This is a genomic window from Bacillus sp. RE35, from assembly GCF_052146655.1.
Taxonomy (GTDB): Bacteria; Bacillota; Bacilli; order Bacillales; family Bacillaceae_G; genus Bacillus_A; species Bacillus_A cereus.
Genome location: NZ_CP197377.1, coordinates 4,141,878 through 4,161,969 on the forward strand (window position 1 = coordinate 4,141,878; position 20,092 = coordinate 4,161,969).

The window sequence follows — 20,092 nt, forward strand, 5'->3', positions numbered from 1 at the left end:
GGAGGGGAAGGTTACTGACATGAAATCATGCGTCTGGACTACCAACCAGAACTGTGTTTTTGTATTTCTTTCACTATGATTATATCTTTTTTTCCATAATCTTCATATATTCAGCAATCATTTTTTTATGCGATCCTACAATATAGTCAGGTAGTTCTGTTACTGAAAAGAATTTAAGCTGAACTGCTTCTTCTTTATTCATAACAAAATCCCCTTCGTATTCATCTGTATAATAGGCGGTTGTTACAGATTGAAATTCATCACCGTTTGCTAATTTTGTAAAGTAGTTCGCTCCAGAAAATACATTGATTAGTCGCAAGTTCTTCACTTTTATTCCTGTCTCTTCATATACTTCACGATAAGCTGTTTCTTCTGGTGATTCACTAAGCTCCATTAGCCCGCCAGGTAGCCCCCATTTTCCGTACGGCTCTGTCCGCTGCTGCAATAAAACATATCCATTTTCATTTATAATGAGTACAACAGCACCAACTAAAATTAAAGGGCGATGACCAACTATTTTTCGTAATTCTTCTACATATCCCACCGTATCGCCTCCTTTTTCGTTGTCCACACTATTGTATCATATGTTCGAAACGACAAAATGCGTATATTTTTCATTTTTTTAACAAAATATTTATTTTATGTGATTCATCTACTGTAGCTAACATAATAGATTCCACTTCTGTACTCTCCTCTAGAAATTCTCTCGCCCAAGCTTCTGTTTTTCCTAATAATGCAAGAACATCTTTCTGTATCCTCCCATCCTTTACTAATACAAAAGAAACTGGGGATTTTTTTCCCGCCACTTTAAGATCAAGCCGCGAAACTGCTTCATATTCTGGATACCGAAATATAGAAACGACACCGTTTGCTTCCCATAATGCTAATTTAATCGTTTGAATATCGCTCACATTTCGCATACGAAGTTCCGAAAACAAATATTCCACGGTAATTCTCGCCTTTTTCAAATTGCTAAAATCAATGGAACCATTATGTATAAGAATGATAGGTGCTGGCTCTAAAAAACGTCTCCATCTATCCCATTTCAGCATTAAAACTGAGCTTATAATATGAAGTACAACGAGTATGAACGTTGTAATCATCGAGCCCAGTAACCCTACTTTTTCATCAGACAATGCGTTAGAAATATTCCCACCAAGCAATAACACTAATACAACATCTAAAAAACGAAGTTGTGCGATAGACCTTTGTCCCATCGCTTTCGCAACTAATATTAAAAATATGTATGCTATAATAGCCCGAATAACCCATTCACTACTAGAAAGATGCCGTGCTCCTTCAAAAATATGCATATGCATCACTTTGCACTCCTTACCCGTCTCAAACTGCTAACCTGTTTTAGTTTGCAACGTTTATGAGCATATATGTAAAAAAAGCTGGTTCGTTTAAAAACGAACCAGCTTTTTTTACTTAACTGAAAACATATATTTTTTATACGTTTTCCGTACCGATAGTATGAGCCCCATCATAATCATATTCGAGAATAAGGAACTTCCCCCATACGATAAGAAAGGTAATGCAATACCTTTTACAGGCATTAATCCAACGATCATACCGATGTTTTGGAATATTTGAACTGTTAATATACCGATCGATCCAGCGCATAATAATGTACCAAATAAATTATCAGCGGAATAACCAATAATAATTGTTCGATATAGTAGTAATAGGAACAAGAAGACAACTAAGGCTGCTACGATAAATCCACCTTCTTCGGCAATTGTAGCGAAAATAAAGTCAGTATGCTTCTCTGGGATATAGACGCTTCCTCCCCCAAACCCTTTACCTTCCATTCCTCCACTACCTACAGCTAAAATCGATTGTTGCGTTTGATAACCTTGATCTGCATTTTCAAATGGATTTAACCAACCTACAATACGCGACTGTTGGTGAGGTTTTAGTAAAGTAACTAAATTATTATAGAAAAAATCTTGATACTTAAAGAAAATAAATATTAAAGCAGATAATATGGTCAACGGAATAACTGTACATAATGCTATCAATTTCTTTTGAATACCTGACATAAATAGAATACATGCAATAGCAGCAGCATATAAGAACACCATACCTGTATCAGGTTGACTATATACAACCGCCATAGGTGGAAGTGACACTAGCATAATTTTACCTACTAGCTTTAAATCTGTTTGGAATGTCCTTGCCATATACTGTGCATTATGTTTTACTGCTATACTCGCTACTACAAGTAGCAATGCAATTTTGAAAAACTCAGACGGCTGAATTTGTCCAAATACTGGGAAAACAAACCATCTTTTTGCACCTAATTTTTCAGGTGTAAAACCTGATGGTGGTAATACTTTCAAAAGAATAAGTGAAGCAAACCCAGCAATATAAAGCGGCCAAGATAATTTTTGTAACTGATCTAAATCAATGCTTGCAACAAGAAGTAACAATACAACCCCAATTATGTAGTTAACACCTTGTTTCATAGCAAAGTTTGCAGCTCCATACTGTCCCGTTTGCTGACTGCTATATATAGCAGCTATACTCGTCACACATAGTGCACACAAAATTAAAATTAATTTTACATCTAAACTTTTTAGAAACTCGGTACTTCTTTTCATGACATCCTCCTGAAACATTGTTACGGCAAAAATAAAAAACCAGGAGTCAACATTCTTCATGTTTTGACGACTGATTACACATTATCTATAAAACACTTATATAGAATAACTCTCTTTTTCATACAATACAATATATTATACTACAGTTTCATCAGTAAGATTTGCCAAAAAAATTATTCTTTTCTTATTTTATATCCATATACCATATATCAGCAATGTATTTTCGTAAATTCCTAATACATAATCGTTTATTGTAAGATTACTGGGAAAGATATTTATACATATAGTAGGATGTAGATGAAGAAATAAGATAATAAAAAGCTCGCATAAGCGAGCTTTTTATTAATATACAGATGTATTATTTTCTGACATGTTTTCTAAAATTTCTTTAACACGCCCTAAGAACTTACCACAAATTAAACCATCAAGTACTCGGTGATCAAGTGATAAACATAAGTTAACCATGTCACGAGCACCGAACATACCATTATCCATAATTACTGGGCGCTTTACAATTGATTCAACTTGTAAAATAGCCGCTTGTGGGTAATTAATAATACCCATAGATTGAACAGAACCGAATGATCCTGTGTTATTAATTGTAAATGTTCCACCTTGCATTTCGTCTGCTTTTAACGATTTCGTACGTACTTTTCCTGCAAGTTCTGTAATTTCACGAGCGATACCTTTAATTGTTTTCTCGTCCGCTTGCTTAATTACTGGTACAAATAGTTCTTCCTCTGTTGCAACAGCGATAGAAAGGTTAATATCTTTCTTCTGAACAATTTTATCGCCAGCCCACATTGAATTAATTTGAGGATACTCTTTTAACGCTTGTGCTACTGCTTTTACGAAGAAAGCAAAGAACGTTAAGTTAAAGCCTTCACGCTTCTTAAAGTCACCTTTAATTGAGTTACGGTATGACACAAGGTTTGTCACATCTACTTCAATCATCATCCAAGCATGTGGTGCTTCATGTTTACTACGTAACATGTTTGCTGCGATCGCTTTACGCACACCTGTTACTGGAATTTCGATATCTCCAGGCATTGTAGGTACAGAAACTGGTTTCGCAGCTTCTACTTTTTGCGCTACTGGTGCTGCTTTTGGTGCTTCTGGGCGAGCTTCTACTACTGCCGCTACAGCTTCCTCTTTCTTCGCTGCACCTGCTTGCGGAATATTTCCAGATTCCACTAGCTTTAAAATATCTTTACGAGTGATACGGCCGTTTGCTCCCGTACCTTCTACTAGATCTAAATCAACGTTATGCTCACCCGCAAGTTTTAACACAGCTGGTGAAAAACGTGGTTTTCCATCAGTTGGTTGTTTTACTTTCGGTGCTTTTTCAGACGTAGCTACTTCTGCCTTTGGTTCTTCTTTCGTTTTTTCTTCAACAGCTGTTGCTGCTACTTCATCTGCGCCTTCTACTTGAATCACACAAACTACTTCACCTACAGCTAACGTATCACCTTCACCAGCGATTAACTCTTTTACAATCCCCGTGAAAGAAGATGGTACTTCAGCATTTACTTTATCAGTCATTACTTCTGCAAGCGGATCATACTTGTTTACGTGATCGCCAACATTAACGAGCCATTTACTAATTGTGCCCTCTGTAACGCTCTCCCCGAGCTGAGGCATTGTAATATTTTCTACAGCCATGTATAGTCCCCCCGATTAAAATTCCGCAAGTTCACGCATTGCTTTTTCAACTTTATCTGGATTTACCATAAAGAATTTTTCCATTGTTGGTGCATATGGCATTGCTGGAACGTCTGGACCTGCAAGACGTGCGATTGGCGCATCTAAATCAAATAGACAGTTTTCAGCAATAATTGCTGCCACTTCACTCATAATGCTTCCTTCTTTATTGTCTTCTGTTACAAGAAGAACTTTACCTGTTTTAGAAGCTGCTTCAATGATTGCTTCTTTATCTAATGGATATACAGTACGTAAATCAAGAATGTGTGCAGAGATGCCATCTTGTGCTAACTTTTCAGCCGCTTGAAGAGCAAAATGAACACATAATCCGTACGTGATAACTGTAATATCATCACCTTCACGTTTTACATCTGCTTTTCCGATTGGTAATACGTAGTCATCCTCCGGCACTTCACCTTTAATTAAACGATATGCACGTTTATGTTCGAAGAATAATACTGGATCTTCATCACGAATGGCTGCTTTTAATAAGCCTTTTGCATCATATGGTGTAGAAGGGATAACGATTTTTAAACCTGGTTGGTTTGCAAACATCGCTTCTACAGATTGTGAATGATACAATGCACCGTGAACACCCCCGCCAAATGGTGCACGAATTGTAACTGGACAAGTCCAATCATTATTAGAACGATAACGAATTTTTGCTGCCTCAGAAACAATTTGGTTTACTGCTGGCATGATGAAATCAGCAAACTGCATTTCAGCGATTGGACGCATACCATACATTGCCGCACCAATTGCTACCCCAGCAATTGCAGATTCTGCAAGCGGTGCATCAAGCGCACGATCTTCACCAAATTGATCATACAAACCGTGTGTCGCTTTAAACACGCCACCTTTTTTACCAACATCTTCTCCTAAAACGAATACTTTCTCATCGCGTTCCATTTCTTCGCGCATTGCTAATGTAATAGCATCAATATAAGACATTACAGCCATGAAACGTTCCCCCCTATTCTGCGTATACGTGCTTCAATGCATCTTCAGGTGCTGCATACGGAGCATTTTCTGCATATTCTGTTGCTTCATTTACGATATGCATAATTTCGTCTAACATTTGTTTTTCCGATTCCTCAGTTAATACACCAGCTTCTTTTAAATAAGCCGCGAATGTTATAATTGAATCTTTTTTCTTTGCTTCTTCTACTTCTTCTTTATCACGATAAACACGATCATCATCGTCACTAGAATGTGCTGTTAAACGATATGATACTGTTTCAATTAAAGTTGGGCCTTCACCACGGCGACCGCGATCTGCTGCTTCTTTTACAGCTTTATATACTGCAAGCGGATCGTTTCCGTCTATTGTATATCCAGGCATACCGTAACCAATCGCACGATCTGATACGTTTTTACATGCTAATTGTTTTTCAACTGGAATAGAGATTGCATATTTGTTATTTTCACACATAAAAATAACAGGTAGTTTGTGTACACCAGCAAAGTTTGCCCCTTCATGGAAGTCACCTTGGTTTGAAGAACCTTCTCCAAATGTAACGAACGTTACTAAATCTTTCTTCTCCATTTTTCCAGCTAATGCAATACCAACTGCATGTGGTACTTGCGTTGTTACTGGAGATGAACCTGTAACAATACGATTTTTCTTTTGACCGAAGTGACCAGGCATTTGACGACCACCAGAGTTTGGATCTCCAGCTTTCGCGAAAGCAGACAACATAAGCTCTTTAGCTGTCATACCAAATGCTAGTACAACACCCATATCACGGTAGTATGGTAATGCATAATCTTTCTCTCTATCAAGAGCGAACGCCGCTCCAACTTGTGCAGCCTCTTGTCCTTGACAAGAAATTACGAATGGAATTTTACCAGCACGGTTTAATAACCACATACGTTCGTCGATTTTACGTGCAAGTAACATCGTACGGAACATTTCTAATACTTGCTCATCACTTAAGCCAAGCTCTTCATGGCGCTTTTCTTTTACTTCTGCCATTTTTCATAACCTCCTAAATCCACATTTTTATGCGTGTAACGCTCTTCCATCTACAGCAAGTGCTGCTTCACCAATCGCCTCAGATAATGATGGATGCGGATGAATTGTATGTGCTACTTCCCAAGGTGTTGCATCAAGTACTCTTGCAAGACCCGCTTCAGAAATCATATCTGTTACATGCGGTCCAATCATATGAACACCAAGAATGTCATTTGTCTCTTCATCAACTACAAGTTTTACGAAACCATCTGATTCTCCGTATACAAGTGCTTTTCCGATTGCGCGGAATGAGAACTTACCTACTTTTAACTTATAGCCTTTTTCTTTCGCTTCTTGTTCTGTTAAACCGACAGAAGCAACTTCCGGACTGCTATATACGCATTTTGATACCATAGAGTAATCGATTGGTGTAACTTCTTTCCCTGCAATATGTTCTACTGCAGCAATTCCTTCGCGAGAAGCAACGTGAGCGAGTTGCAGGCCACCGATTACATCTCCAATTGCGTAAATATGCGATTCTTTCGTTTGATAAAACTCATTTGTTTGAATGTATCCTTTTTCCACAACGATATCTGTATTCTCTAAGCCAATATTTTGCGTATTCGCTTGTCTTCCTACAGATACAAGCATTTTTTCTGCTTTAAATTCTTTATTTTCACCGTTGTGTTCAGCTTGGATTGTTACTCCATTATCTTTTACCAATGTTTCTGGTAATACTTTTGCACCAGTTACCACTTTAATACCTTTTTTCTTGAATAGACGTTGCATTTCTTTTGAAACGTCTTGATCTTCTAGTGGTAATATCGTTTTCGCATACTCTAATACTGTAACTTCTACACCGAAGTCAGCAAGCATAGATGCCCACTCAATACCGATTACACCGCCACCAACGATAATAATCGAACTAGGAAGCGTTTCCATTTTTAGAGCATGATCTGAAGACATTACGTACTCTCCGTCTAATTCTAAACCTGGTAATGAATTTGGACGAGAACCTGTTGCAATAAGTACATTTTTTGGAATTAACATTTCATTCTCTTCTCCACTTGCAAGTTCAACTGAAATTGTCCCTGGCATCGGAGAGAAAATAGATGGGCCAAGAATACGGCCAATACCTTCAAACACATCAATTTTACCTTGTTTCATTAAATGTTGAACGCCTTTATGAAGCTGCGTTACTATCTTCTCTTTACGCTCTTGTACTTTCGCAAAGTTTAGTTCTACATTGCTTGCAATAACTCCGAACTCTTCGCTTTTTTTAGCAGTTGCATATACTTCCGCACTACGTAAAAGAGCTTTACTAGGAATACATCCTTTGTGTAAACAAGTACCACCAAGATTTTCTTTTTCGACTAGTGCAGTTTTTAACCCTAGTTGTGATGCACGAATTGCAGCAACATATCCACCAGTACCGCCGCCAACGATGACTAAATCATATTCTTTTGCCATTATCTCAACCCCTAGCTACCGTTTCTTTTTCACGTACAACGTATTCTTTTGGAGCTTCTTCTTCACGTAATACACGAAGTGCTCCTTCTGCTAACGCTTCTAACTCATCTTCGCCTGGATGTACGATAACATCTGCAATCCAGTCCACTCGCTCTTTTATTTCATCGACAAGAATTTTACTGTATGCCAGTCCACCAGTTAATACGATTGCATCGATTTTCCCGTGAAGTACAGCGCTAGCTCCGCCAATCTCTTTTGCAACTTGATATGCCATTGCTTTATAAATAAGAGTTGCTTCAGGATCACCTTTTTCAACCATTTGCTCTACTTTAATCGCATCATTTGTACCGATTAAACTTACAAGTCCACCTTGTCCGACAAGTTTTTTAATCATTTCATCACGGTAATACTCACCAGAGAAACACATTTCTACTAGTTGCCCTACTGGTACTGTACCAGCGCGCTCTGGACTAAATGGTCCTTCTCCGTTTAAACCGTTATTCACATCGATTACTCTTCCTTTTTTATGAGCACCAACTGTAATACCGCCACCCATATGTGTAACTAATAAATTTAAATCCTCGTATTTGTGATTTAACTGTTCAGCTACTTTACGAGCAACTGCTTTTTGATTTAATGCATGGAAGATACTTTTGCGTTCCATACCAGCAATGCCACTTATACGAGCAACCGGCTCCATCTCATCTACAACGACAGGATCTACAATGAATGCAGGAATGTTTAATCCAGAAGCAATTTCATATGCTAAAATGCCTCCAAGGTTTGAAGCGTGATGACCGCTAAAGCCATTTTTCAAATCTTCTAACATCGCATCGTTTACTGTATACGTACCGCCTTCGATTGGACGAAGTAATCCACCACGCCCACAAACAGCGTTTAATTTTGAAATGTTAATACCATGAGAATGTAGAACTTCTAAAATCGTTTCTTTTCGAAACTCATATTGGTCGATAATTCTCTTATATTTTCCAATCTGTTCTACGTCATGACGAATCGTTTCTTCTAGAACGGGTCTTTCATTATCAAAAACACCAATTTTTGTGGATGTACTACCTGGGTTAATAACAAGAATTCGATTTACAGACAATGTTGCTACCTCCACTAATAAATTCAAAAGGAAGTGGAAACCTCATAAGAGGTAACCACACCTTTTGTAAAAGTTATATATGAATGATTAGCGACGGCTAATAATATCGTGACCGTTGCGTAAGTAAGTGCTACGAGAATTCTTCAAGCTTGCAATGCGCTCTTCAGCTAGACGATCTGCCGCTACATAAGTTGCTATGCCATCGCGTTTTGAAATTTCGATTACTTTTGCAATCGTGTCATAAATAGACTCAACACGTTTTAGTGCACGTTCTCTATTGTATCCATATAATTCGTCTGCTACGTTAATTACGCCACCTGCATTAATTACATAATCTGGTGCGTATACAATACCCATTTCATGAATGATGTCACCATGACGATCTTCTTTTAATTGGTTATTTGCAGAACCTGCGATTACTTTTGCTTTAAGTTGTGGAATAGTTTCATCATTAACTGTTGCGCCTAGTGCACATGGTGCGTAAATATCGCATTCAACACCGTAAATTTCATTTGGTTCAACTGCTGATGCACCGAATTCTTCTACAGCACGTTGTACAGCTTCTTTATTAATATCTGTAACGATTAATTTTGCTCCTTCAGCGTGTAAATGTTTGCATAGGTGATATGCTACGTTACCAACGCCTTGAACAGCAATTACTTTTCCTTCTAAATTGTCAGTACCGAAAGCTTCTTTTGCAGCTGCTTTCATACCACGGTAAACACCGTATGCAGTTACCGGAGATGGGTTACCAGAAGAACCGAATGATGGTGAGATACCTGTTACAAAGTCAGTTTCTTCATGGATAATATCCATATCATCTACTGTTGTACCAACATCTTCAGCTGTAATGTAACGTCCGTTTAGTCCTTGGATATAACGTCCTAGTGCACGGAACATTGCTTCGCTCTTATCTTTACGAGGATCACCGATAATTACTGTTTTCGCACCACCTAAGTTTAAACCAGCTGCTGCGTTTTTGTATGTCATCCCTTTTGCAAGACGCAATGCATCTTCAATCGCCGCTTCTTCAGAATCATATGTCCACATTCTTGTTCCACCAAGAGCCGGTCCAAGTGTTGTATCATGAATTGCAATAATTGCTTTTAAACCAGATTCTTTATCTTGACAAAATACTACTTGCTCATAATCATATTTTTCTAAGTATTCGAAGATTTCTAATGTCATTGTCGTTTCCCCCTAATGTTTTACCCTTTTTGGTTTATTTTGAAGCAGTCGCAACTGCCAATGCTAATGAATATACTTTTGTTTCTGCTGAATCAGCACGAGATGTTAAAACAATCGGTGCTTTTGCGCCAGCAATCATTGCTCCTACTTTTGCATCCGCAAAGTATACGAGTGATTTATATAGCACATTTCCAGCTTCAATCGTTGGGACGAGTAAAATATCTGCCTTACCTGCTACATCACTTACTATGCCTTTATGCTCTGCTGCAATTTGTGATACTGCATTATCTAAAGCAAGTGGTCCATCAACGATACAATCTTTAATTTGTCCGCGGCGATTCATTTGTGTTAACATCGCTGCATCAATTGTCGCCTGCATCGCTGGATTCACAACTTCTACTGCTGCAATTGGTGCCACTTTTGGCAAGTCGATTCCTATTGCCCGGGCAACTTCTACAGTATTTTGTATAATAGCAGCTTTTTGTGTTACATCAGGTGCGATGTTCATCGCTGCATCTGTAACGAAAATAAGACGATCGTAATTTGGAACTTCAAATGCTGCTACATGTGAAAGTACGCTACCTTTACGTAGGCCCCACTCTTTGTTTAACACAGCCTTCAAAATATTCGCTGTTGGGATGTTCCCCTTCATAAGCACGTCTGCTTCACCATTTCTCACAGCTTTAACAGAAAGTTCTGCAGCCTCTGCACTAGACATTGCTGCAATCACTTGAACATGTTCTGAAGTTTGTAAACCATGTTCTTGTAGCATCCCCATTATTTTTTCTTGATTTCCATATAGACGAAATTGAGCTAACTGTAATTTAATTGCTTTCGCTACAGCTTCAATTACTTCATGATCTTCAGCTACTGCTACAGCTACAGTTTTTTTAGGCTGCCCTGCTGCTTGATCAATTAAGTATTCTAACTTCATATTTTGTAATCAACCCTTTCCGTCGTCCCTCGTCTATTTATAAAGCAAATACCGTGCCAACTTTTAAAAGTGGTCTTACCAATAATGAAAACGCATTCAAAATGCAGTAAAATCAATACTTTGGAAAATAACAAAAGATTCTGTCTTATTTTGTCGCTTTTTGTATACCATGCAATAAATTGCACGGTACGCAATTTATTGCATGCTATTTTTTGCATGGTCATACTTTTCTAGCTTGTAATATAAATTTCGAACGGAAATTCCTAACGCTTTTGCAGTTTGCGTTTTATTCCCATCAAATCTCTCCAAATATTCATGAATAATATTCCCTTCAAACTCTGTCACTAAATGTTCAAGTGGCTTTTCTTCTAATTCAGGTAATAAATGAGATTGCTTTGACTCCACCTGCTCTTCGTTATGTAATGGCGGTAAATGGTGTACATCAATATAGGTCTCGTTATAATTCATAAAGATAATAGCTCTTCCCAGAATATTTTCAAGTTCCCTCACATTCCCTGGCCATTCGTATGATTGTAAATATAAAATGGCTGAATCAGTGAGCCCTTCTACATTACGACCGTAATCTTGATTAATTTTTTGAATCAATCTGTCCGCAATTGTCGGTATATCTCCTTTACGTTGACGAAGAGATGGAATTTGAATTGGGATTTTATTTAATCGATAATATAAATCCTCCCTAAACTTCCCTTCTAGAATAGCCTTTTCTAAATTCACATGCGTCGCTGCAATTACTCGAACATTAATAGGTATCGCTTTCGTTCCACCAACTTTTACAATTTCTTTTTCCTGCAGTACACGAAGGAGTTTCGCTTGTGTATTTGCAGATAACTCCCCTATTTCATCTAAAAAAATACTACCGTTATTTGCTTCCTCAAAGAACCCACGTTTCCCGCCTCTTTTCGCTCCAGAAAACGCCCCTTCCTCATAACCAAATAATTCACTTTCTAACAACGTCTCCGAAATGGCCGCACAGTTTACACGGACGAACTTATTGTATTTTCGATTACTTCCATTATGGATTGCATGTGCAAACAATTCTTTACCAGTCCCAGATTCACCGCGTAACAGCACTGTTGCTGGTGTATTTGCTCCTAGCTTCGCCTGTTCGATAGCTGCCGTTGTTTCATCTGAATTCCCGACAATATCATCAAATGAATATTTCGCTTCTAATGTGCGAATAATTTGCCTTGCTCTATTCAATTCATTTGTTAACTTTTGAATTTCCGACACGTCACGGATAACGCCGACGCTTCCTTTCAATATTCCATCCACAATGACTGGTGCCACGTTTACAATTACATCGCGCTTTTTTTGCCCAATCTTCATATGTATTCCGCGCACCGCACGACGCGTTCGAAGTACTTTCATATGCATACTTTCGCCTTCTACAATATCAGTTGTAGCAGGCTTCCCAATAATATCTTCTTCTGTTAAACCCGTTAATTTCGTATATGCCGGGTTAATGACTAAACCTCTTCCTTTTTCATCCACAACCGAAATTGCTTCTTCAGATGAGTTAATAATTGCCTCTAATAGTGTTTGAATCTCCTTTAAATCTGTAACTTCTTCCGCTAAATCTACAACTTCTGTTATATCTTTAAAAATTGCAAATGCCCCTTGTACCTCTCCGCCCTCTTTTAATATCGGTATACGCGTTGTAATAATTTTCTTTCCATTCTCTAATGTTAGTTCATAATTTACTTCTATTTGTTTCGTACGTATAATGCGAAGTAATTTACTAGTTGGAATGACTTCTAAAATATATTTTCCTATCGCCTCTTCTTTTTTATATCCGATAATACGCTCTGCACTTTTATTAAAAAGACGAACTTGTCCCTCTCGATCAATTACGATCATGCCGTCATGTGTAGAATTTAAAATTAATTCTCCTTGTTGCGTTTGTTCCTCTAATCGCCCAATCAGCCCTTCCTTCTCATGCGCTAATCCTGTAACAATTTTTGCGATATCACCTGGTATAAGAAGAGTGTCTTTTTTCTTTTTTTCCAATAAAACCTTATGCACATCATCTTCACCTGTCATATCAAATATTACATCGATATGCATAGAAAGAAATGGAGTTACACTTTCTCCAATTGCAATCCCGTATTCCTTAGCAATTTGTAGTCCTTTTGCCAACGGATTTATATCAATAATCCCTATAATTTGAAATATATTCGAACTTTGTAACAGATTCAGCAGTGCGCTCCCGCCTTCACCTGCACCAACAATTAATACTTTTTGTTTCATATATCCCACTTCCTCTCGAAGTAACTCTGCAAATTTTTTCACACCTTTATCTTACTCGTTCAGCACCCTCTTGACAAACCCCCTTTTCTTATAACATCATTAAAATATACGAAATAATCTGAAAAGGAGCGTTATGTATGCAGCGTTACGTTGCTCTACTATTAGCACTCATCCCTATTTCATTAGCTGTGTTTGGTATAAAGTTAATGAGAGATACTGTATTCGGGATTCTATTTCCACCAATCTCTATACTGTGGTTACAATTTTTAATCGGCGCTCTCTGCTTCGGGCTCGGGTTTTATATCTTCGGTGGCTTCGTCTTGCACCGAGACCGTAAACGAAATAAAGTACAAGCTCGCTTTAGAAGATAGGAATGCCCCACTATTTATAAATAAAAAAATGAGACCGTTACACGCGGTCTCATTTTTTTATTGGCATTAACGTTCTGGCCGTTTCAGGGTAATCAGTAATAATCGCCGATATATTCATATCAAAATATTTACGCATAAGCGTTTCTTCATTAATTGTATAAGGGCGAACCTCTACACCACTTTCCATCGTTAGTTCGGCAATAGCATCTTGAAGGTAACGATAATTCGGATGTACTGCTGTAGCGCCCATTTTTTTCGCGTATGCCCACGGACTATGCAAACCTTCGCGATATAAAATTGCTGTTTGAATATCAGGAGCCATCATATGGCACCGTTTCATACTGTAGTGATTAAACGAAGAAAATATAACACGATCCTCTAGACTAAATTTCCGTACAAGCGTTATAACTTCTTCCTCTAAACCTCTGTATGGAATTTTATTATTTTTAAGTTCAATATTAAGTAGCAAACTCGTTTGTGCAAGCCATTCTAATACCTCTTCTAAAAGTGGTATTTTACAAAAACCTACTTTATCACCAAATTTATAACTTGCATCTAACTTGCATAAGTCCTCATATACATAATTCCGAACCGCACCTTTTCCATTTGTTGTCCGGTCCACCGTTTCATCATGAATGACGACAACTTTTCCGTCTTTCGTTAATTGAACATCAAGTTCAATTCCATCCGCTCTAAAAGACTCAGCCGCTTCAAATGAAATCATTGTATTTTCTGGGTACGTTCCAGCCGCACCACGATGTGCAAATATAAGAGTCATCCTCACTCCCCCAATCTTATGCTATACTATACGAAAAAGGAGGTACTTCTATGAGACCATTACAAATCTCTCCAGATACTGCAGTCCGCTTATCAAAAGCACTAGGTGTTCCACTTGAACAACTCATGCATATGCCGCAGCACATTTTAATTCAAAAGCTAGTTGAATTAGAAAAACAAAATAAAGACGAAGAATAATACAGTCCTGTTTTGCAGGACTTTTTATTATTTTCTATTATATCACGGATGCCTTTCCTACTAAAATCCTTTAACAGATGTACTACGATGTGATTTAGCTGTTCCTTCATCATTTAATAATGAATCACATCTTTTCTTTTTTTGTTACACGTCATAAAGAAAGCAGACCATTTATTTATAAGTCCCATTACGTCCTTAAAACACGATAATAAAAAAACTAGAGAAGTCCTTTATATTATTTTTTATTGAACGTGCGGAGCATCCCCTGATTCGTATAGTTCTTTCGCTTTTTCCTCCCCGAATGTAGTTAAAATATAATGTTGCTCTTCTAACGCATCCATTGCTCTAGTTACTTTACAAACGCTATCTTCTTGAGCATCCGAGAAATAATTGTGATCTTCTACAATTTTACTAAAATCTTTTTTCGCCCATCTATCAGCAATTGCTAAAAGTTCATTTTTCTTCGTAAAGCTACTCTTATTTATAATTTCTTTTAATTTTTTAGCATTACTTTGAATCATTGGGATAGAGCCCGATTTTCGTTCTGCCACCACTTTTTGATGAGTCATGCGATGCATCGCTGTAATGACTTCGCTTTCAGTAGAATTTTCAGTAACATACACATCAACAAAGACCCCATCCACCTCTCTACCTACTATTGTTTGGTCTTCTTTTTTATCTATTTGAGCGCTCACTTCTTTATCTACTGGATTATCTGCAAGTTCTAACATTCCAAATGTAACTGCAATAGCAAGAACTCCCATAGCTGCTACTATTCCTAGCCAAGTTGAAATTTTATTTTCCATTCCCCTTCTCCCTATCTATATCTATTTTATTGCCTTATAAAAAACTCACTTACATGTAATATTACTGAAAATAGGTTTTATTTTCCACACTATCAAATAATCTCTTTTTCTCAACAAAATAAAAAGACCAACGAATTATAACATTCATTGGTCTTTCATTAAAAAGTTTATTGGCTTTAAAATTAACATCGAGCATAGCGTTCCAGCATACATCGGTTTTACTAAAACGAAAACCCATTGCTACTTCTACTCTCAGCTAGCTTTATGTTCAAGTCTCAGCTTATCCGCAACCATTGCGATAAACTCAGAGTTCGTAGGTTTTGCTTTTGACATGGATACTGTATAACCGAATAAGGACGAAATAGAATCAATATTCCCACGGCTCCAAGCTACTTCAATCGCGTGACGAATTGCGCGCTCCACACGGCTTGCTGTTGTATTATATTTCTTTGCGATATCTGGATACAATACTTTCGTAATCGATCCTAATAATTCGATATCGTTGTATACCATGGAGATTGCTTCTCGTAAATACATATATCCTTTAATATGAGCGGGTACACCAATTTCATGAATGATACTCGTAATACTCGCATCTAAGTTTTTCGGTTTTCCATCTACTGTTGTTGCTGATCGGAATGATGGTAGTGGACGTTTAATCATAGCGTTTGCTTTACCACTCACTTGACGAATATGACTCGTTAAATTCTCCATATCAAATGGTTTTAATATGAAATATGAGGCACCTAAGTCAACTGCTTTTTTCGTCACATCTTCTTGGCCAAATGCTGTCAACATAATTACGCTAGGCTGTTTTAACCTTTCAATATGTCGCATTTTCTCCAATACAGCTAAACCATCTAAGTGTGGCATAATAATGTCTAAAACGAGTACATCAGGTTGCTTATCTGTTAATAAGTTTAAACACTCTTGACCATTATAAGCAGTACCGATTACTTCCATATCATCTTGAGCGGCTACATAGCTCTCTAACATTGATACTAGTTCTTTATTATCATCCACAAGACATACTTTAATTTTCTCCACAGCTTTTCCTCCCTTACCGAATCGATTCTCCGACATGTGTATCCTTCTAGGCTACATGAATTGTTCGACAATTGTGTGAAAATTCCCTTTTAAAGTTTCTTACTTTCCGATAAAATCACAAAAAAATATGTTTATCGTTCATTTATTCCCTTTCGCAACACATTCCATCATAGAAATACAACGAAACGTTCAACCCTTTCCTTTTATTTTACAACAAAAAACACCTCTTGCGGAGCTTTTACAAAATTTCAACGAATTTTTCAACAGAAAAAGCGAGCTAATAATATATATTAGCTCGCTTTTTTCTCTTGATCATAAATATTAATTCCAGCTTGATGTAACATCCATTCAATATGAACACCATATCCTGATGTTGGATCATTTACAAATACATGTGTAACAGCACCAATTACTTTTCCATTTTGTACAATTGGACTTCCGCTCATTCCTTGTACGATACCGCCCGTTTTCGCTAATAGACGTTTATCTGTTACTTTTATTACCATACCCTTTGTGGCTGGGAATTTTTGCTGCACTGTACTAACGACTTCAATATCAAACGCTTCTACTTTATCTTGATCAATAACTGTTAATATTTTTGCCGGTCCTTCTTTTACTTGATGAGATAATGCGATAGGCATTGCTTTATCCATTATCCCGTTTTTCATATTCGTATTTAATTTTCCAAAAATACCATATGGACTATTAATTGTAATATTGCCAATCACTTCACGGTCTGGTGAGAATCTTGCTAATTTCTCCCCTGGATTCCCATGACTACCTCTTTCAATTGATGTAACTGTCGAGCGCATAATTTGTCCATCTTCGACTTGAATCGGCTTTTTCGTATCATTATCAGAAATAACATGACCAAGTGCCCCATATTTCATAGAATCTGGATGAACAAATGTCATCGTTCCAATTCCAGCTGCCGAATCACGGATATACAAGCCAATTCGATAAGACGATTCACCGTTGTCTTTTTGTGGAGTTAGCTTCGTACGAATATATTTTCCATCTCTTAACAATACAAGATTAAGCGGTTCACCTGTTTCTCCACTATTATGAATAAACGGTGCTACATCACTCATTCTTTCAATTGTTTTACCATTAATTTCAGTAATCATATCTCCAATTTGTACACCTGCTGTTTCACCAGGAGATATTTTACCTTTTTCAGTTTGAATTAAATGATGGCCTACAACAAGTACACCTTTTGTATTTAATTTCACACCAATTGATTGTCCACCTGGAATCACTTTAAAATCTTTTAACACTTTCACATTTACTTTTTTTACTGGAAAACCAGCAAGCTGAAATACCATATCAGCTTCACCATTTTGATGAGAATTTACCATAAGTCCTTGTTTTTGTTCATTCGAACTCACTGTAAATACATGACGATTTGTGGATGAAGCTTTGAAAACTGGTAATGATGATATTTCTGATTGTTGTCCTTCAAAAACAACAAGTTGTTTCGGTGATGAAATAAACGTTCGAAGCGGTTTAAAACATCCAATAAAAACTAAAGAAACAAGGAGACAAAGACCTATTATTTTTCGAAATTTTTCTAATTTCAACTTGTTCACTCTCCTCGCTCCTACCCCACATTCAGCCTCTTGGCTTCACTTTTTAATCTCTCCTTGCAGTGCTTTATTTATAACCGGAAGAATTAAGAAATCGTCATTTGAGAAAAAAAGCTATCCATTACTGGATAGCCTCTGCTGTCTGTTTAAAATGATGCGCTTGCGTAAGTAATTCTTTCGCATGCTCTGTCGTTAAATCTGTGATTTCCACACCAGAAATCATTCGAGCTATTTCTGTTACTTTATCCTCCATAGTTAAAACAGTAACCGATGTAATTGTCCGATCATTCGCTACTTGTTTTCGAATAAATAAATGTGAATCTGCCATTGAAGCTACTTGAGGTAAGTGCGTAATACAAAGTACTTGCGAGTTTACTGATACTCGATAAATTTTTTCCGCAATAGCCTGTGCGACCCGGCCACTTACACCCGTATCCACTTCATCAAAAATAACAGATGCAACCCCTTGATGCTTAGAAAAAATGCTTTTTAAAGCTAAAATGATACGAGATAACTCTCCGCCAGATGCAACCTTTGAAAGTGGTTTTAGCGGCTCTCCTGGGTTCGTTGAAATATAAAATTCCACATGATCGTAACCATCCGCCGTAAGTCTTACCGGCGCACCTTCCACAAGGGGCTCTTCTACATTTCCTTCTCTCTTCATAATTCTCACTTCAAATTTCGTTTTTTCCATATATAATTCTTTTAATTCCTGATGAATTGCATTTGTAAGGTGTTCTGCAAGCTCATGACGCATATTACTTAACAACGTTGCTTCTTTCAGAATAACACTTTCTAATTCCTTCAACTGTTTCTTCGTCGTTTCAATATGAACGTCTTTATTTTCAATCGTAAAAATTTCCTGTTCAATTTTATCAGCATACGCTAAAATCTCTTCTACAGTATTTCCATATTTTCTCTTTAGCATACGAATTTCATTCAAACGTGTTTCGATTTCATCTAAACGATTTGGATCATATTCCATCATATCGAGCTTTTCTCTCAGTTGATAGGCAACCTCTTCTAATAAGTAATAGCTATTTGCAATTGAATCATGATTCTCCTGATACACTTCATCTAAATGTGTAATACTTTCCATTTGCCCCATTGCACTTCTTACATTATCTAACCCTTGTCCGTCGGCACTTAACGAACGATATGCATCACCTAACGCTTTATAAATCTTTTCAAAATTAGAAATTTGCAATCGTTCCTCAGTTAATTCATTTTCTTCATCCATCTTTAAATCCGCCTTGCGAATTTCTTCATGCTGAAATTGAATTAAATCTAAGCGATGTGCCATTTGTTGCTCATTTTCACTTAACGATTTCAATTGTTTTTTTAATTTTTCATAGTCAGCGTATACGTTTTGATATATGTCTAATTGTTTAACGATTCGATCCCCATCAAAGTGATCAAGCATAAACAGATGTCGTTCTTCATTCATTAAATCTTGCGTTTCGTGCTGTCCATGAATATCAACAAGTGTTTTCCCAATTTCTTTTAATATGCTAAGTGTAACAAGCTTCCCATTTACACGACATACACTCTTCCCGTTCGCAGCAATATCACGCTTTAAAATAATCATGCCATCTTCTATTTCTATATCTAACTCTTCTGCCTTTTCAATACATGGATGCTTCTCATCTTCAACATAAAATAGCCCTTCAATCTCAGCCTTCTCTGTTCCATATCGAACAAATTCTGCTGACCCACGGCCACCTACAAGTAAACTAATTGCATCAATAATAATCGATTTTCCGGCCCCTGTTTCACCGCTTAAAACCGTTAAACCTTTTTGAAAAGAAATATTTAATGCTTCAATAATAGCAAAGTTTCTAATCGATAATTCCGATAACAATGCCCCATTCACCTCGTTATAAAATAATCCCTTACTAAAGGATTTTCTCAGTTCTTCATTCAAATAATCATGCTATATATTTGTATGTATATACTCTTCTAACCCGCTTCATTGTACCAAACATTTGTTTTACGGGTCAATCCATCTATTTTCTAACTTTATGCAAACAAAATATTATATTACAATTGAAAATTCATATTTTTAACCAATAAAAATA

The 20,092-nt window shown here is 37.1% G+C and carries 19 protein-coding genes; 2 read left to right on the top strand and 17 right to left on the bottom strand.

All coding sequences use genetic code 11. The features are described from left to right. Window positions 1-79: 79 nt before the first annotated feature. From ACTL4X_RS21055 to ACTL4X_RS21105, 11 genes are all read right to left on the bottom strand, one after another. Entirely contained in the window at window positions 80-544 is a 465-nt protein-coding gene (locus ACTL4X_RS21055) for an NUDIX hydrolase (protein ID WP_000542536.1), read from the bottom strand. A gap of 70 nt (window positions 545-614) precedes the next feature. Further along, window positions 615-1,319: a DUF421 domain-containing protein gene (locus tag ACTL4X_RS21060; RefSeq protein ID WP_000550974.1), complete on the bottom strand. Its 705-nt coding sequence runs from the start codon at window positions 1,317-1,319 to the stop codon at window positions 615-617. Window positions 1,320-1,427: 108 nt separating this feature from the next. Further along, window positions 1,428-2,606, bottom strand: coding sequence for an FtsW/RodA/SpoVE family cell cycle protein (locus tag ACTL4X_RS21065; protein WP_000831181.1), 1,179 nt, complete (start codon window positions 2,604-2,606; stop codon window positions 1,428-1,430). A 342-nt stretch (window positions 2,607-2,948) separates the two neighbouring features. Next, entirely contained in the window at window positions 2,949-4,268 is a 1,320-nt protein-coding gene (locus ACTL4X_RS21070; RefSeq protein WP_000257660.1) for a dihydrolipoamide acetyltransferase family protein, read from the bottom strand. Between the two features lie 15 nt (window positions 4,269-4,283). Then, window positions 4,284-5,267 (bottom strand): 3-methyl-2-oxobutanoate dehydrogenase subunit beta, encoded by a 984-nt coding sequence (gene bfmBAB / locus ACTL4X_RS21075; RefSeq protein WP_000290071.1) that lies wholly within the window; start codon window positions 5,265-5,267, stop codon window positions 4,284-4,286. A gap of 13 nt (window positions 5,268-5,280) precedes the next feature. After that, window positions 5,281-6,282 (bottom strand): 3-methyl-2-oxobutanoate dehydrogenase subunit alpha, encoded by a 1,002-nt coding sequence (gene bfmBAA / locus ACTL4X_RS21080; RefSeq protein ID WP_000852551.1) that lies wholly within the window; start codon window positions 6,280-6,282, stop codon window positions 5,281-5,283. Between the two features lie 27 nt (window positions 6,283-6,309). Next, the gene (gene lpdA, locus ACTL4X_RS21085; RefSeq protein ID WP_001051292.1) at window positions 6,310-7,731 is read right to left on the bottom strand and encodes a dihydrolipoyl dehydrogenase; all 1,422 of its coding nucleotides are present in this window, start codon (window positions 7,729-7,731) and stop codon (window positions 6,310-6,312) included. Between the two features lie 4 nt (window positions 7,732-7,735). Beyond that, a complete protein-coding gene (buk, locus tag ACTL4X_RS21090; RefSeq protein WP_000115781.1) occupies window positions 7,736-8,839 on the bottom strand; it encodes a butyrate kinase in 1,104 nt (367 codons plus the stop codon). Window positions 8,840-8,926: 87 nt separating this feature from the next. Beyond that, the gene (locus ACTL4X_RS21095; RefSeq protein WP_000171355.1) at window positions 8,927-10,027 is read right to left on the bottom strand and encodes a leucine dehydrogenase; all 1,101 of its coding nucleotides are present in this window, start codon (window positions 10,025-10,027) and stop codon (window positions 8,927-8,929) included. Between the two features lie 34 nt (window positions 10,028-10,061). Beyond that, window positions 10,062-10,961, bottom strand: a complete 900-nt coding sequence (gene yqiS, locus ACTL4X_RS21100) for a phosphate butyryltransferase (RefSeq protein ID WP_000764678.1) — start codon at window positions 10,959-10,961, stop codon at window positions 10,062-10,064. Between the two features lie 195 nt (window positions 10,962-11,156). Next, complete coding sequence (locus tag ACTL4X_RS21105; protein WP_033666632.1) at window positions 11,157-13,229, bottom strand: sigma-54 interaction domain-containing protein; 2,073 nt, start codon at window positions 13,227-13,229, stop codon at window positions 11,157-11,159. Window positions 13,230-13,366: 137 nt separating this feature from the next. Here ACTL4X_RS21105 and ACTL4X_RS21110 point away from each other — a divergent pair, with 137 nt between their 5' ends. Next, window positions 13,367-13,600 carry a DUF2627 domain-containing protein gene (locus tag ACTL4X_RS21110; RefSeq protein ID WP_001190211.1) on the top strand — a complete coding sequence of 78 codons (234 nt, stop codon included), beginning with the start codon at window positions 13,367-13,369 and terminating at the stop codon, window positions 13,598-13,600. A 49-nt stretch (window positions 13,601-13,649) separates the two neighbouring features. On the opposite strand, the gene ACTL4X_RS21115 is transcribed toward ACTL4X_RS21110, so the two are convergent. Continuing rightward, complete coding sequence (locus ACTL4X_RS21115) at window positions 13,650-14,378, bottom strand: glycerophosphodiester phosphodiesterase (RefSeq protein WP_000172575.1); 729 nt, start codon at window positions 14,376-14,378, stop codon at window positions 13,650-13,652. A gap of 50 nt (window positions 14,379-14,428) precedes the next feature. Between ACTL4X_RS21115 and ACTL4X_RS21120 the strand changes: the two genes are divergently transcribed. Then, entirely contained in the window at window positions 14,429-14,575 is a 147-nt protein-coding gene (locus ACTL4X_RS21120) for a YycC family protein (RefSeq protein WP_001247671.1), read from the top strand. A 242-nt stretch (window positions 14,576-14,817) separates the two neighbouring features. Here the strand turns inward: ACTL4X_RS21120 and ACTL4X_RS21125 are convergent, their stop codons facing one another. The 5 genes from ACTL4X_RS21125 to recN all read right to left on the bottom strand — a co-directional run bounded on the left by ACTL4X_RS21125 (window position 14,818) and on the right by recN (window position 19,875). Further along, on the bottom strand, window positions 14,818-15,381 hold the full coding sequence (locus ACTL4X_RS21125; protein WP_000428229.1) for a PRK06770 family protein: 564 nt from the start codon (window positions 15,379-15,381) through the stop codon (window positions 14,818-14,820). A gap of 61 nt (window positions 15,382-15,442) precedes the next feature. After that, window positions 15,443-15,619, bottom strand: coding sequence for a hypothetical protein (locus tag ACTL4X_RS21130; protein WP_017657280.1), 177 nt, complete (start codon window positions 15,617-15,619; stop codon window positions 15,443-15,445). A 14-nt stretch (window positions 15,620-15,633) separates the two neighbouring features. Continuing rightward, on the bottom strand, window positions 15,634-16,428 hold the full coding sequence (gene spo0A / locus ACTL4X_RS21135; RefSeq protein ID WP_011110369.1) for a sporulation transcription factor Spo0A: 795 nt from the start codon (window positions 16,426-16,428) through the stop codon (window positions 15,634-15,636). Window positions 16,429-16,718: 290 nt separating this feature from the next. Then, on the bottom strand, window positions 16,719-18,017 hold the full coding sequence (gene spoIVB / locus ACTL4X_RS21140; protein WP_002000940.1) for a SpoIVB peptidase: 1,299 nt from the start codon (window positions 18,015-18,017) through the stop codon (window positions 16,719-16,721). Window positions 18,018-18,135: 118 nt separating this feature from the next. Continuing rightward, the gene (recN, locus tag ACTL4X_RS21145) at window positions 18,136-19,875 is read right to left on the bottom strand and encodes a DNA repair protein RecN (RefSeq protein ID WP_000947768.1); all 1,740 of its coding nucleotides are present in this window, start codon (window positions 19,873-19,875) and stop codon (window positions 18,136-18,138) included. Window positions 19,876-20,092: the final 217 nt, after the last annotated feature.